At 46.0% G+C, this 13809-nt stretch carries 14 protein-coding genes; 11 read left to right on the forward strand and 3 right to left on the reverse strand.

The features are described 5' to 3' along the window. Positions 1-8 precede the first annotated feature (8 nt). From bcp to A8O23_RS12085, 10 genes are all read left to right on the forward strand, one after another. Positions 9-458 carry a thioredoxin-dependent thiol peroxidase gene (gene bcp / locus A8O23_RS12040; RefSeq protein ID WP_066621510.1) on the forward strand — a complete coding sequence of 150 codons (450 nt, stop codon included), beginning with the start codon at positions 9-11 and terminating at the stop codon, positions 456-458. Between the two features lie 136 nt (positions 459-594). Then, a complete protein-coding gene (locus A8O23_RS12045) occupies positions 595-1452 on the forward strand; it encodes a transketolase (RefSeq protein ID WP_066621512.1) in 858 nt (285 codons plus the stop codon). Between the two features lie 52 nt (positions 1453-1504). Further along, entirely contained in the window at positions 1505-2920 is a 1416-nt protein-coding gene (locus A8O23_RS12050) for a vWA domain-containing protein (RefSeq protein WP_066621522.1), read from the forward strand. A gap of 2 nt (positions 2921-2922) precedes the next feature. Next, on the forward strand, positions 2923-3879 hold the full coding sequence (locus tag A8O23_RS12055) for a transketolase family protein (RefSeq protein ID WP_066621524.1): 957 nt from the start codon (positions 2923-2925) through the stop codon (positions 3877-3879). Between the two features lie 219 nt (positions 3880-4098). Next, positions 4099-4638, forward strand: coding sequence for an RNA polymerase sigma factor (locus A8O23_RS12060; protein ID WP_066621529.1), 540 nt, complete (start codon positions 4099-4101; stop codon positions 4636-4638). 38 nt (positions 4639-4676) lie between these two features. Continuing rightward, positions 4677-5144, forward strand: a complete 468-nt coding sequence (locus tag A8O23_RS12065; RefSeq protein ID WP_066621531.1) for a hypothetical protein — start codon at positions 4677-4679, stop codon at positions 5142-5144. Between the two features lie 40 nt (positions 5145-5184). Next, a complete protein-coding gene (locus A8O23_RS12070; protein ID WP_066621539.1) occupies positions 5185-5592 on the forward strand; it encodes a Spy/CpxP family protein refolding chaperone in 408 nt (135 codons plus the stop codon). Positions 5593-5817: 225 nt separating this feature from the next. Beyond that, complete coding sequence (locus tag A8O23_RS12075; RefSeq protein WP_066621541.1) at positions 5818-7011, forward strand: aspartate aminotransferase family protein; 1194 nt, start codon at positions 5818-5820, stop codon at positions 7009-7011. A gap of 304 nt (positions 7012-7315) precedes the next feature. After that, entirely contained in the window at positions 7316-9070 is a 1755-nt protein-coding gene (locus A8O23_RS12080; protein ID WP_066621543.1) for an SLC13 family permease, read from the forward strand. Between the two features lie 116 nt (positions 9071-9186). Next, positions 9187-9804 carry a hypothetical protein gene (locus A8O23_RS12085; RefSeq protein ID WP_066621545.1) on the forward strand — a complete coding sequence of 206 codons (618 nt, stop codon included), beginning with the start codon at positions 9187-9189 and terminating at the stop codon, positions 9802-9804. A 10-nt stretch (positions 9805-9814) separates the two neighbouring features. Here the strand turns inward: A8O23_RS12085 and A8O23_RS12090 are convergent, their stop codons facing one another. Then, a complete protein-coding gene (locus A8O23_RS12090) occupies positions 9815-10246 on the reverse strand; it encodes a tellurite resistance TerB family protein (RefSeq protein ID WP_066621550.1) in 432 nt (143 codons plus the stop codon). 303 nt (positions 10247-10549) lie between these two features. Between A8O23_RS12090 and pfkA the strand changes: the two genes are divergently transcribed. Further along, entirely contained in the window at positions 10550-11521 is a 972-nt protein-coding gene (gene pfkA / locus A8O23_RS12095; protein WP_066621552.1) for a 6-phosphofructokinase, read from the forward strand. A gap of 148 nt (positions 11522-11669) precedes the next feature. On the opposite strand, the gene miaA is transcribed toward pfkA, so the two are convergent. Both miaA and A8O23_RS12105 read right to left on the reverse strand, forming a co-directional pair. After that, positions 11670-12620, reverse strand: a complete 951-nt coding sequence (miaA, locus tag A8O23_RS12100) for a tRNA (adenosine(37)-N6)-dimethylallyltransferase MiaA (protein ID WP_066621554.1) — start codon at positions 12618-12620, stop codon at positions 11670-11672. An 8-nt stretch (positions 12621-12628) separates the two neighbouring features. Next, the gene (locus A8O23_RS12105; protein WP_082883023.1) at positions 12629-13714 is read right to left on the reverse strand and encodes a glycosyltransferase; all 1086 of its coding nucleotides are present in this window, start codon (positions 13712-13714) and stop codon (positions 12629-12631) included. Positions 13715-13809: the final 95 nt, after the last annotated feature.

Raw genomic sequence — 13809 nt, forward strand, 5'->3', positions numbered from 1 at the left:
CATTAAATATGATGCTAGAAAAAGGACAACCAGCCCCAGACTTTGAGGTAAAAGACCAGAACGGAAGTCAGATTAAACTCAGCCATTTCAAAGGGAAAAAAGTAGTGCTTTACTTCTATCCTAAAGACGATACTCCTGGGTGTACCGCCCAAGCCTGCAACCTCCGCGACAATTACGATGCTCTTTTAGCCAAAGGCTATGTAGTGCTAGGTGTGAGTGTTGATGATGAGAAATCACACCAGAAGTTCATTGAGAAATACAACCTGCCGTTCCCGCTGCTAGCCGACACGGAACACCAGATAGTGGAGAAATATGGTGTTTGGCAAGAGAAAAACATGTACGGCCGCAAGTACATGGGCACCATGCGCTACACCTTTGTAATTGATGAAGAGGGCACCATTGAAGACATCATCAAGAAGGTAGACACTAAAAATCACACGGCTCAATTAGTTAAGTAAATTCTGCAAGTAGAGCTTCAGCCTAAAATTATGTTTCAAGTAGCAGATATGTAGCTGTTTTAGACTTAATTTGCAGAAATAAGCCCCAAAACAAGAACGCTTCTCTTCAATACCAGACCATTATCACCTTATTTATATGAACCCTTTTAATTACGAAACAGAACAGTTGTTAGATGTAGCCCACCAGGTACGCCGCGACATCGTCCGTATGGTGCATGCGGTAAACTCTGGACACCCTGGCGGCTCATTGGGCTGTACTGAGTTATTGGTAGCGCTGTATTTCAAACAAATGACCCATAACCCCGAATTCAACATGAACGGGGAGGGCGAAGACCTGTTTTTCTTATCAAATGGTCACATTTCACCAGTTTGGTATAGTGTTTTGGCGCGCGCCGGCTACTTTGACCCAAAGGAGCTTTCTACCTTCCGTAAATTAGATTCACGTTTACAGGGCCACCCTACCACGCACGAAGGCTTACCGGGTATACGTATTGCGTCCGGCTCTTTAGGCCAGGGTCCTTCAGTAGCAATTGGCGCTGCCCAGGTTAAAAAGCTGAACAATGATGATAAACTGGTGTACGTGCTTACTGGCGACGGTGAACTGGAGGAAGGTCAGGTATGGGAAGCTGCCATGTATGCCGCCCACCATAAAGTAGACAACATCATTTGGGCGGTAGACTATAATGGACAGCAAATTGACGGTCCGGTAGATGCGGTCATGAGTCTGGGCAATCTGCGCTTAAAGTTTGAGTCATTCGGCTGGAAAGTATTGCACTGTGAAAACGGAAATGACTTTGCCCAACTTCTTCCAACATTAGAAGAAGCCAAGTCTCTGACTGGCCAAGGTTTGCCAGTGGTGATTCTTATGAACACCCAAATGGGCTTTGGTGTAGACTTCATGATGGGTTCTCACAAATGGCACGGTGTGGCACCAAACGATGCTCAATTAGAGCAGGCACTGGTGCAGTTGAAAGAAACCCTCAACGACTATTAATCAAGTTCAGCCGGCAGCCTGATCCAGGTTTGCCGGCTCCTTTCCTTTCGGTATGAAATTGGTTCGCGCGGCCGCTTTTTTGGTGTGTTGCTTCCTACTTTTGGGAGCTACCCTGCCTACCATTGCCCAAGGAACAAAAAATTCGGCTTCAGGTACTGCCAGTACACCGGCAACTAAAACCAGGCTTCTTTTCTTGTTAGATGCCTCTGGTAGCATGTTTGCCAAATGGGAGAATTCAGACCGCTGGACTATTGCCAAGTACATGCTGAGCCGCATGGCAGATTCACTGGAGGCTTACCCTAACCTTGAGGTTGCGCTGCGGGTGTACGGGCATCAGTCAATGGCAAATGAGCGGAACTGCAAAGACACCAAACTCGAGGTACCGTTCGGGAAAAAGAATGCACTGGCCATTCGCAGAAAGCTACAGCAGATAGTACCAAAGGGCAATACCCCCATTACCTATTCACTGGAGCAGTCTGGAAACGACTTCCCGCAGGAGCCAAATGTGCGCAACGTAATCATTATCATTACCGATGGGCTGGAAAGTTGCGGAGGAGATCCGTGCGCTACCTCTCTGGCACTGCAAAAGAAGAATGTGTTCCTGAAGCCATTTATTATTGGGTTAGGCGAAGACCCTGGTTATCAGCAACAGTTTGGCTGCATGGGCACCTACTACAATGCATCAGATGTAAAGACATTCTATAATATAATGGATAATGTCATCAATCTGGCGCTAAAGAAAACAACTGTTTCAGTTGTGCTCACCGATGATGCAGGGCGGGCTGTGGAATCAAATGTGAACATGACCTTCGTCAACAGTTTATCTCAACTGCCGGAGTACAACCTCATTCATTACATGGATGAAAAAGGCAAACCGGATGTGCTGGAGATTGATGCCCTGAGAACCTATGACCTTGTAGTGAATACTGTGCCAGCCGTTACCATGCGCCAACTGCACATTGAACCCGGCAAGCACAATGTCATAAAAGTTAAATCGCCTCAGGGGTACATATACTTAAAGCAAGATGCACCTACCTACTACGGGAAGTTACAAGCCTTGGTAAGGCAAAGGGGGCAAAAGGAGATACTTAATGTGCAGACTTTTACTTCGCAGCGCAAATACCTGACAGGGCAGTATGAAATAGAGTTGCTGACCATGCCCCGCATTACCCGTTACGTAACCATTCAGCAGGGCCTGGCCTCTACCGTTACTTTTGACCCGCCAGGTTTACTGAACATCACCCAAGATTTCAAAGGGTACGGCAGTATCTATGAAATTGGGGATGACGGGGTCCAGAACTGGATCTATAATATTCCGGAAGGTAGCAGTAAAATAAGTTTACCTTTGCAGCCAGGCCACTACCGCGTTGTGTATAGAATGCGGTCTGCCTTGTCCAGCAAATTCACCTACGTCAAGACATTTAAAATTAGTTCGAACCAAACCACTACGGTAAAACTTTTCGATTAAAAATGAAGGATTTCCCTTACTCAGAATCTAAAGACACCCGCTCGGGTTTCGGGGCTGGCCTGTTAGAATTAGGTCGCACCAACCCTAATGTTGTAGCCCTTTGCGCCGACTTGGTGGGCTCTTTGAAAATGGGTGATTTCATCAAAGAATTTCCGGAGCGTTTCTTCCAGGTAGGTATTGCCGAAGCCAACATGATAGGGTTGGCCGCCGGTATGACTATTGGAGGCAAAATTCCTTTCACAGGTACTTTCGCTAACTTCTCTACTGGCCGGGTATATGACCAAATCCGTCAATCGGTGGCATATTCAGGAAAAAACGTGAAAATCTGCGCCTCACACGCCGGCCTTACCCTAGGTGAAGACGGTGCTACCCACCAGATTCTGGAAGATATAGGCATGATGAAAATGTTGCCGCACATGACGGTTATCAACCCGTGTGACTTCAACCAAACCAAAGCCGCCACCATTGCCATTGCTGAATATGAAGGGCCGGTTTACTTGCGCTTTGGCCGCCCGGTGGTACCTAATTTCACCCCTGCAGACCAGAAGTTTGAGATTGGCAAAGCCCTTATGTTGAACGAAGGCAAAGACGTAACCATTCTGGCTACCGGTCACTTGGTTTGGAAGGCAATTTTAGCCGGCAAAATATTGGCGGAGCAAGGCATAGACGCAGAAATCATCAACATCCACACTATTAAACCTTTGGATTCTGAAGCCATTTTAGCCTCAGTGCGCAAAACTGGTTGTGTGGTGACCGCTGAAGAACATAACTACCTGGGTGGATTAGGTGAGTCAGTAGCTAGAGTGCTGGCACAGGAATTACCTACTCCGCAGGAATTTGTGGCGGTGAACGACACTTTTGGTGAAAGCGGCACCCCTGATCAACTGATGGAAAAGTACGGCCTCAATGAAACCAGCATTGTGGATGCGGTGAAACGTGCCATCAGCCGGAAGAAATAGTGATCCTTTAGCCAGGTTACTTCCTTTTTACTTTCTGAATTATTCATAGAGCCTGTTTATGTTTTTTTCTTCCGGTACAAAATAAAAACCTAGACAAGCGTTTAATTAAAAATCCGTGCTTCTGTTTTAGAGCTATTTTTAAGAAATCAGCCCTAAAACAGAAGCACGTCCCGTTACAACCTTTCTGAACAACTGATCACGAACAACGGATAACGACATTTGGAAGACAAGGAAATTTTAGAAAAATTCCAGAACCCAGACTCCCGCAATCTGGCCTTCAACCAACTGGTTCGAAAGTATCAGCAGAAAGTGTATTGGCATGTCCGTAAAATGGTAATTGACCACGACGATGCCGATGACCTGACACAGGAAGTTTTCGTAAAAGTCTGGAGCCATTTAGAATCTTTCCGGAAAGACTCCCAACTCTACACCTGGATTTACCGAATTGCCACCAACGAGTGCCTCAATTTCTTGAGCGCCAAAAAAAAGCGGTTTTTCCTGCCCCTGCATGATGTGGCTGCTGAATTAGCTGAAAAACTGGACTCCTCTGACCACTTTACTGGTGAAGAGGTGCAACTGAAACTACAAAAGGCACTTCTGCGTCTGCCTGAAAAGCAACGCTTGGTCTTTAACATGAAATATTTTGATGATCTCAAGTATGAAGAGATATCAGAAATATTGGGCACTTCTGTGGGGGCTTTGAAAGCCTCTTATCATATAGCGGTAAAAAAAATAGAAGAGTTTTTAAAGAACAATTAAACCACAGCCGCTAATCCTTGTCTAACAGATTGATAAGTATGGAAGAGAAAGAGATGAACATGAATGGAGTGCCCAAAGAACACGGCTTTACTACCCCCAGCCGGTACTTTGACCAATTACCTACCCGCATCATGGAACGCACTGCGTATGCCAGTCCGGTGGGCGTTACGGCTCCGTGGTCTTGGGTGAAGAAACTACGGCCGGCTTTTGCTGCAGCCACTATGGCCCTGGTATTTGTGATAGCCTTTTTGGCAACTTACACCTTTAGCACCATCAGTAGTTCGTCAGACACTTCTTTGGCTTCAGTTTCTGACACTGAAATTGAGCAGTACCTACTCCACCAGTCAGATTTAGATGCCGCCGAACTGGCAGAGTTTGCCGCTGTTTCACCACCGCATAGACTGGAGTTTATTGAAGTGAGGCGCGAAGATGTTAATTTAGATGCCGCCATGGAGCTGTTGGAAGATAAAAACGTAACTGAATCACTGCTTAGAGATGAATATTAAATCACTATTTCCCCTGTTGGTTCTTCTTTTATGGGGAACTATGGCACAAGCTCAAAAATACAAAGAAACTCCGGAAGAGAAGAAAGCACGTCTTGAGAAGATTGAAAATGCCAAAATTGCCTTCATTACAGAAAAACTTAGCCTAACCCCTGAGCAGGCGCAGCGTTTCTGGCCTATTTACAATGAGTACAATACAAAAAGGTATGAATTGAAGCGAAAGCTACGATCGCTCCGTGAAGAAAACCTGAACAACCAAAGTAACGAACAAGTAAAGGCCAGTTTGGAAACCCGATTGTCTTACCGTCAGCGGGAATTGGATTTAGATAATGAGTACATGGATCGGTACCTGCGGGTCATTTCACCAAAGCAATTGGCCCTGCTTTACCGCTCTGAACGTGAATTCACCAAACTGCTTCTAGAGCGGCTGCAAACGTCTTCCAGGCGTTAACAATATATTTTTAAAGGAGGCATTAGCCTCCTTTTTTGTTGCCTGAAGATATCGCACCGTCTTTCAGATCACTGCCCCCTTTCCCTCTACTGAATACACCTGCCCCTGCTCCCTTGTTTTAGCCCTCTTTTTCATAAAACAGCTTCAAAACAGCATTGCTGCCATTAGTTAGCTACATGAGTTTAGAGCTTTCTGTGTACCTTCGCTGAAAGAACTTATACAAAAATGCTTTCAGCCCGTCAATTATTTCTCCAGCACCAAGCCCAAACCACTGATTTTCCTCTGCTATTAGAAGTGGAGCGAGCCGAGGGAGTGTATATGTATGGCCCTGCAGGAGAGCGATTTTTAGACTTAATATCAGGAATTGGGGTAAGCAATGTGGGGCACAGACACCCGAAAGTACTGCAGGCAATACAGGAGCAGCTTGACAAATACCTGCATTTGATGGTGTACGGTGAAATTGTGCAAGCGCCGCCGGCGCAACTGGCGCGCGCCCTGTCGCAAACCTTACCTCCCGGTCTTGACAACGTGTACTTTGTTTCTTCTGGCAGCGAAGCCGTAGAGGGAGCCTGTAAACTGGCGAAACGGTTTACCGGTCGTTCTGAGCTGATTGCATTCAACAATGCCTACCACGGCTCCACCCAAGGTTCACTCTCGCTCAATGGTTCTGAAAGTTTCAAGAGAGCCTTCCGGCCGCTGCTGCCAGACGTGCGGCACATACGCCACAACGCAGAGCAAGACCTGGAACAAATTTCCAACCGAACCGCCGCCGTTATATTAGAAACGGTACAAGGTGAAGCTGGTGTTAGGGTACCTCAAAAAGAGTATCTGCAAAAACTCCGGAAGAGATGTACAGAGGTAGGTGCTTTATTGATATTGGATGAGATACAGAGTGGTTTTGGGCGCACCGGCACATTTTGGGCATTTGAGCAATTTGAGGTGGTGCCAGATATTGTTACCTGTGCCAAAGGCATGGGTGGCGGAATGCCCATTGGCGCGTTCATCTCTCGCCGTGAGATCATGCACAGCCTTAAGAATGACCCAATGCTGGGGCACATCACCACATTTGGCGGCCATCCGGTTTCCTGCGCCGCTTCTCTGGCTACCTTAGAGGTTATACAGACAGAAGGATTATTGAAGGAGGTTGCCCTAAAAGCGGAGCAGTTCAAACAACAGCTGGTGCACCCGGCCATTCAGGAAATCAGAAATTGCGGCCTCATGATGGCGGTAGAATTTGAATCTTTTGCTATTTTAAAGGCTGTGATTGATACTGCTATCTTAAAAGGATTACTCACTGACTGGTTTTTGTTCTGCGACAACTCTATGCGTATTGCTCCGCCCTTAACCATTACCATGAGCGAAATTGATGAAGCCTGCTCTATAATTTTGGAAGCTATTCGTGAAAACGTGCGTTATTAGCTTCTTTTCTGAAAAATTAGCCTAAAACAAGCATAGAAAACCCTTAACCTTTTACCACCTTACAGAGTACAAGTCACGAACTGAACTTTACGGAGTAAAAATGCCGTCAGGTTTTAAATCACAACGAACTACAATCTTGAGAAGCAATACCTCTACCACCATACTTATGTCTTTCAGCGGTTGGCGCTACCTAGTGGTTGTTGACAACAAGCCATTCCCCAATAGATGTAAGTACCAGTTATTGGTTTATTAATTCTTTTGCTCTCTCACAGGCTCCCAACTATTGTAACCCAGCGCAACCACCATGGAGATTGCCCTTGTCTTATTTTTACTGTTGGCAGCTGTAGCCCTCTTCGCCTCAGAGAAACTCTCTGTAGATGTGGTCACGCTGATTCTGCTCATCATTCTCACCACTACTAAGATCATCACTCCTGAAGAGGCGTTTGCTGGCTTCAGCAGCGACTTTATCATAATACTGGCTTCTATATTTGTGTTAAGCGCCGCGCTGGAGGACACCGGTGTGCTTGATTTTCTGGTAAACTGGATGATGCGCCACACCGGCCATCGCCCTCTTACCCTGCTCCTTTTCATTATGGTTGTGCCCGGAATTATATCTGCGTTCATGAACAACACAACCGTTACCGCCTTGTTTGTAACTCCGGTGGTTGGGGTGGCAAAACGAATGCAGACCAGTAGCTCCAAATACCTTATGCCCTTGGCCTACGCTTCTATTTTGGGCGGAACCTGTACTCTTATTGGCACCTCTACCAACGTAGCGGTGAGTGGGTACATCAGCAAGGCGGGGCTAGAGCCTTTCAGTTTCTTTGAGTTCTCTGGTATTGGCCTCATAATATTTGGAGTGGGCATTGCCTACATGATGACCGTTGGCCGTTACCTGCTACCTGAAGCTAAAAGCCAGGGGCTCACCACACGGTACAACATCAAAACGTATTTAACAGAGATTGTCATTCAGGAGGACTCTCCTCTGATTGGTCAAATTGCTTTTGCCTCTGACCTTTCTAAAATGGGGTTCCGCATTCTGAACATTATCCGGAGCAAAGAAAACTTTTTGCCTGACTACCGCACCCGTATTCGCGCGAACGACATCTTGCTGGTTGAAGGTGAAATGGATGACCTGATAAAGGTGAAGGAAACCAAAGGAATCTCCATTCGGGCCGATGTGATTGTAGAAGATGATTTGGTAGGCGGAGACATCAGGCTCGCTGAAATTCTGATCACAAGCAAGTCAGATTTGATGGCCCGCAGCATCAGGGAAATTGAATTTTTGCGCCGGTTTGGCTTGGTGGTGTTGGCCGTGTCAAGGCAGGGAGAAACTATCAGAACTAAAATAGGCGACGTACAGCTTCAGTTAGGAGATCTGCTCTTAGTTCAAGGCTCGGCAGAACGCTTGGAGTACATTAAAATGAACCAACACTTGGCTGTGCTAGATGAATTTAAGCCGTTTCTGTTTAAAGAGCGGAAAGGAATTCTGGTTCTGGGCTTTTTTATTTTGGCCATTCTGCTGGGCAGTACCGGCGTTTTGCCGCTTTCCATCAGTTTTGTGTCAGCCGCTCTAATGTCTGTATTGTTTAAGTGTATCTCTACTGACAGGGCCTACCAATCAATTGACTGGCGGCTGCTCATTTTGATAGGTGGTATGACAGCCTTTGGCTTGGCCATGGAAAACACGGGTGCCGACCATTTTTTGGCACAATGGATTGTTGACCTGCTAGAACCCTTCGGCATAACCCTTATTCTGGCGGGCTTTATTCTGCTCACAGTCTTTCTCACTCAACCTATGTCTAATGCGGCAGCGGCTTTGGTAGTACTCCCTATTGCCCTGCAAACTGCAACTGAATTAGGAGCCAATCCCCGAACTTTTGCCATTGCTATTATGCTGTCAGCATCTGTTTCTTTGATTACACCTTTTGAGCCTTCTTGCATACTTGTATATGGCCCTGGAAAATATACATTCAAAGACTTTCTGAGGATAGGTTCCCCTCTAACGCTTATTCTGGTTACCATCATCCTGTTTCTGGTACCGGTTTTATGGCCGTAAGCACTAATAGCTGATTGTTTTAGGCTTGTTTTCTGAAAAACAGGTTAAAAACACACTCAGGAATAGAGCATTTATAGGCTTGCAACGTACAAAAGCACAAACAGCCTTTGCACGCCATGAACCGTATTGTCATTTTTATGCTCTTGCTGCTTGTTGCCTGCAAATCTAAGGAGGACCAAATGGCCCATGAGTCTCAGGCACTGGAACAAACAATAGATTCACTGAATAACGCCAATATAGATGGCACTGAAACCACTACTGGGCCACCCCTAGATATCAAGAAAGAATTGCCTTCGGAGCTAAAAGCAAGTTTAAATCAAAGGCAGGGCAAGTGGGAACTCCCTACCCTTACAGATGTAGATGCCCAGCGTATACCTGAATCTGAGCAGGGACCGTATTTCCTACAAGCAGACTTTAACGGTGACCAGAGAACTGATTATGCTGTACAAATTGTCAGGAATGATTCGGCGTCTGTTATTGTGTATATTAAAAAAGACAAAGGAGGTGACTGGGAGGAACACGTACTGCAGAGAAACGCCCTCCAAAATATAGGCGGCAAAAACAGAAGCCTATACTACCTGTCATTGGCAAAAAAAGACGGTAAATACTACGACTACAGCACCCAGAAAAACCTTATTTTCCCTAACGATGCTGTTTCAGTAGGGGCAGAAAACTATACTGCTACCTACGTGTATGAGAACGGTAAATTCAAAAAATATGAGGCAGGAGATTAGCTTGTTTTAGCTACTCCAGCTCCAGCACGTTCATGGCGTCGCGCAGAATGGCATCACGGTCTATCCCGTCTTTTACCCCAGTTGTAATCTTTTTGATCAACACACCAACCACCGATTTACGGAAGCCCATTTTAGTGGCTATGTCCAGGCAGAAATCCATTTCAGAATCATCCACAATTCCATCGGCCAGCATCATCTCCACCAAATCATAAATCTGGTCAAAGCGGTCAATGTCATTGTTGGGCATGGTCATTTTAGTGTCGCCTGCATCTGCCAGCAACGCTTTTATATCTTGGGCCTTCATGCCTTTCCTTTGCCCAATAGAAATGATGTGCTCAATCTCCGAGGCATCTAAATGACCATCAATTTTTGCCAGGGCACCTAAATTGATGATGTGACTTTTCAGCCGCTTGGTTTCTTCACTCTCAAATATTGAAAACATAGATGACATTGAAGTTTGTAAGTGGAAATTTTTTCACGGCTTGCACAAAATTTGCATAACTGTTGCACAAGCACTTTTATACTCAATAATTTACGAAAATATCAAAAAAAAAGCTAAACCCAGCTTAGGAAATGTTGATTTTCCTGCAAAATAGGCTTTAAAAAGTTGTAATGACACGAATATCTCATTTTTTGCAGATAAGCGTTTGGGGGCTGTAAAGGGTAGTTCTGATGGGGGTTTATGCAAAAAAGCTTGAGTTTTCTTTCTTATTGCCGTACTTTGCTGACTAGTTCCTTAAGATACATGAAAAAAATAGGTGTGTTTACGTCCGGAGGAGACGCTCCGGGAATGAATGCCTGTATTCGTGCGGTGGTACGAACGGCAGTTTACCATAAATTAGAAGTATACGGCATTGGCCGTGGATATAACGGAATGATTCAGGGCGAAATTTACCGCCTGTTTTCCCATTCTGTCAGCAATACCATCCAAAAAGGGGGCACCATTCTTAAATCGGCCCGCTGTATGGAATTCCAGACTCCCGAAGGCAGAAAAAAAGCTTATGACCAGATTTCTAAGTTTGGAATAGAGGGGATTGTAGCCATTGGCGGGAACGGTACTTTTACCGGTGCCCAAATATTCCATCAAGAATACGGCGTTCCTATTATAGGTTGCCCCGGCACCATTGACAATGACCTTTACGGCACCGACTACACCATTGGGTATGACACTGCTGTAAACACAGCCCTTGACGCCATTGATAAGATCCGCGACACGGCAGACAGCCATGAGCGGGTGTTCTTTGTGGAAGTTATGGGGCGCGACTCTGGCTACATTGCGTTGCCTTGTGCCATTGGGGGCGGCGCCGAAATGGTGCTTATTCCGGAGACCATTACGTCTATGTCTGATGTGATTGAGACACTGCAGCAAGGCTGGCGCCGGTCTAAAACGTCTTTTATAATCATAGTTGCCGAAGGCGACGATGAAGGCGGAGCCACTGAGATAGCCGCTAAAGTAAAGCAAGCGCTCCCGCAAATGGATGCCAAGGTGACTATTATCGGTCACGTTCAACGGGGTGGCCGCCCTACCGCCGCCGACCGCTTACTGAGCAGCCAAATGGGTATGGCAGCTGTAGAAGGCTTGCTGGCCGGACGCAGTAATGAAATGGTAGGTGTTATCAACGGAGAGATTGTTTACACTCCATTCCATGATACCATTACCAAGAAAAAGCCGATCAGCGAGAGCTTCCTGAAGTTAGTAGAAGTTCTGAGCAGCTAATACGTAGACTTTTCTATACAGAAATGCGTTTTGAGCCTGTTTTTCATAAAACGGGCCCAAAGCGCATTTCTGTTTTAACTACTTCCGATTGTAACCAATTCCCCTCAGTCTCTCCATAGGTGGAGAAAAGCATGCAGGAGAAACTAACTTATTCATGCGCATTTTTTTCTTCATCAACACCTGAAACAGATGCGGCTATTTCCTTTTGAACATAATCCAGCACCTCCTGAAATTGCGAAGGGTGAAACCACTTGATTTCAGGGTCTCGGTTAAACCAGGTGAGCTGTCTTTTAGCGTATCGGCGGCTGTTGCGCTTTAGCAAACGGGAGGCTTCTTCAAAATCATAGACACCGTCTAAATAATCGAATAACTCGGTATAGCCCACTGTTTGGAGCGCCTGGTGTTGCTTATAGGCATACACCTCTTTCACCTCCTCCAGCAGCCCCTGTGCCAGCATCTGGTCCATGCGCAGGTCAATGCGGTGGTACAGCTCGGCGCGGTCTCTGTTTAACCCTATTTTTATAATTTGGAAATCTCTGCTATTGGAAGAGTTTTGCTTTCTGAACGAGGAGTAAGAACGGCCACTGCTCAGGCAGACCTCCAAGGCTCTTATCACCCTTTGCGGATTCTGCACGTCTACCTGTTGGGCATATTCCGGATCTAAGGCTGAGAGCTGCTCAACTAAACTAGGCAATCCTTTAGTGGAAAGCCTTTGCATCAATTCCTCTCTGATCTCAGGTTGAACTTCGGGCATTTCATCCAAGCCCTCACACAACGCCCGCACATATAAGCCTGAGCCACCAGTGGCAACAACCACTTTATGCTGCCTGAATAGCTGTTGCAACAGCTGCAAAGCATCTTGTTCAAAAGCACCCGCGTTGTAATTTTCTGTAATAGAATGTGAATCGATAAAATGATGGATGACGCCTCCTTGTTCTTCAGGAGATGGTTTGGCTGTACCTATGCTCAACTCCTTGAAAAACTGCCGGGAGTCCATGGAAATAATCTCAGTGTTAAAATATTTCGCCAACTCCACACAGAAATCTGTTTTACCTACTGCTGTGGGCCCTACAACTACAATCAGAACTTTTTTCTCCATCTACTTTATCACAGGGAATTATATAATTGAACAAGCCGCGGTCCCTCCTGCTCCCAGTTCCATTGCTCTCGGGCTTTCAGGGTATTTTGCGTCAACCTTGTGTACGTTTGCTGCTCGTTCAGTAACATCAGCAAAGCATTGCGTACTTCTTCAACGGTATTGTTGGTCAATACAGCCACCTCATGCTCTTCATTTAGTCGTTGGTATTCCGGAAAGGGAACACAAATCTGCGGAATTCCGGCCTGCACATAATCGAAGAATTTGTTAGCTAATGAATAATAGTAACTTAAGCCTTGGTTGTCTAAGAGCATAAGGCCGGCGTAAGCGCTTGCTGTTAAGGTGCTGAGTTCATCAGGAGCTACATTCCCTTTGAAAATTATTTTGTTTTGCAGCCCCGCATCTTGCACCTGTTGGCGTAAGACATCTGCCAACGGACCATCGCCACATATCATCAATTGAGCAGGTACACTGGCCATAGCCGCAATGGCATTCTCCAGTCCACGCCCTACGTTCAATGCTCCCTGGTATATATAGTAAGGAGTTGAAGGCGGTGCGCTGGGGGTAAAAGGCTTGCGAAAGGGCATGTTCCGAATAAGGTGCACAGGTGCTCTGTACTTTTTCTGGAAATAATGTACCAAAGAGCCGCTAACCGTATAAGCTACATCTGACCGCTGAAAAGCTTTTTCCTCAAGCCAGGCCCACACTTTTTTTACCCACGTACGGTGTGTCACTTCTGGCATTTCAGGAAATAACTCATGTGCATCAAAAACCAGAGGCTTTCGGCGCCAGAAATTCGTAATAATTCCGGCTAAGGCAGTATCAGCGTCAACCGTGCCATAAATGTCAAATTTTTGAAACAAGAACCAGAAAATCAGCCTGAGGTTGTACTCAAGGTAAAAAAGAGGGCCCTTCAAGAAAATGCAAGAGATTCTGTGTTGTTTGAAATTAGCAGGTTTGAGCGGCAGCGACTGCGGAAGCTCCCGCCCTACCAGCGTAACGGAGAAGCCGGCATTGGCCAAAGTACCGGCAATGCGCTGCATCCGCTGGTCATGGTTCAGGTCAGTGGTAACTGTAAAAACAATGGATTTACCCATAGAGAAAGTGCAGCGCTTCCGCCGCCGGACCACAAGTTATCAGCTTTCGCTCAGAATAAGAAATAACCGAAAAATAGGTTATTTTTGCTACAATA

This window comes from Rufibacter roseus (assembly GCF_001647285.1).
In the GTDB taxonomy this organism is placed as follows: Bacteria; Bacteroidota; Bacteroidia; order Cytophagales; family Hymenobacteraceae; genus Nibribacter; species Nibribacter roseus.

Coding starts and splice junctions, on each gene's coding strand:
- bcp (WP_066621510.1), top strand. CDS start 9: ATGATGCTAGAAAAAGGACAACCAGCCCCAGACTTTGAGGTAAAAGAC.
- A8O23_RS12045 (WP_066621512.1), top strand. CDS start 595: ATGAACCCTTTTAATTACGAAACAGAACAGTTGTTAGATGTAGCCCAC.
- A8O23_RS12050 (WP_066621522.1), top strand. CDS start 1,505: ATGAAATTGGTTCGCGCGGCCGCTTTTTTGGTGTGTTGCTTCCTACTT.
- A8O23_RS12055 (WP_066621524.1), top strand. CDS start 2,923: ATGAAGGATTTCCCTTACTCAGAATCTAAAGACACCCGCTCGGGTTTC.
- A8O23_RS12065 (WP_066621531.1), top strand. CDS start 4,677: ATGGAAGAGAAAGAGATGAACATGAATGGAGTGCCCAAAGAACACGGC.
- A8O23_RS12070 (WP_066621539.1), top strand. CDS start 5,185: ATGGCACAAGCTCAAAAATACAAAGAAACTCCGGAAGAGAAGAAAGCA.
- A8O23_RS12075 (WP_066621541.1), top strand. CDS start 5,818: ATGCTTTCAGCCCGTCAATTATTTCTCCAGCACCAAGCCCAAACCACT.
- A8O23_RS12080 (WP_066621543.1), top strand. CDS start 7,316: ATGGAGATTGCCCTTGTCTTATTTTTACTGTTGGCAGCTGTAGCCCTC.
- A8O23_RS12085 (WP_066621545.1), top strand. CDS start 9,187: ATGAACCGTATTGTCATTTTTATGCTCTTGCTGCTTGTTGCCTGCAAA.
- A8O23_RS12090 (WP_066621550.1), bottom strand. CDS start 10,246: ATGTTTTCAATATTTGAGAGTGAAGAAACCAAGCGGCTGAAAAGTCAC.
- pfkA (WP_066621552.1), top strand. CDS start 10,550: ATGAAAAAAATAGGTGTGTTTACGTCCGGAGGAGACGCTCCGGGAATG.
- miaA (WP_066621554.1), bottom strand. CDS start 12,620: ATGGAGAAAAAAGTTCTGATTGTAGTTGTAGGGCCCACAGCAGTAGGT.
- A8O23_RS12105 (WP_082883023.1), bottom strand. CDS start 13,714: ATGGGTAAATCCATTGTTTTTACAGTTACCACTGACCTGAACCATGAC.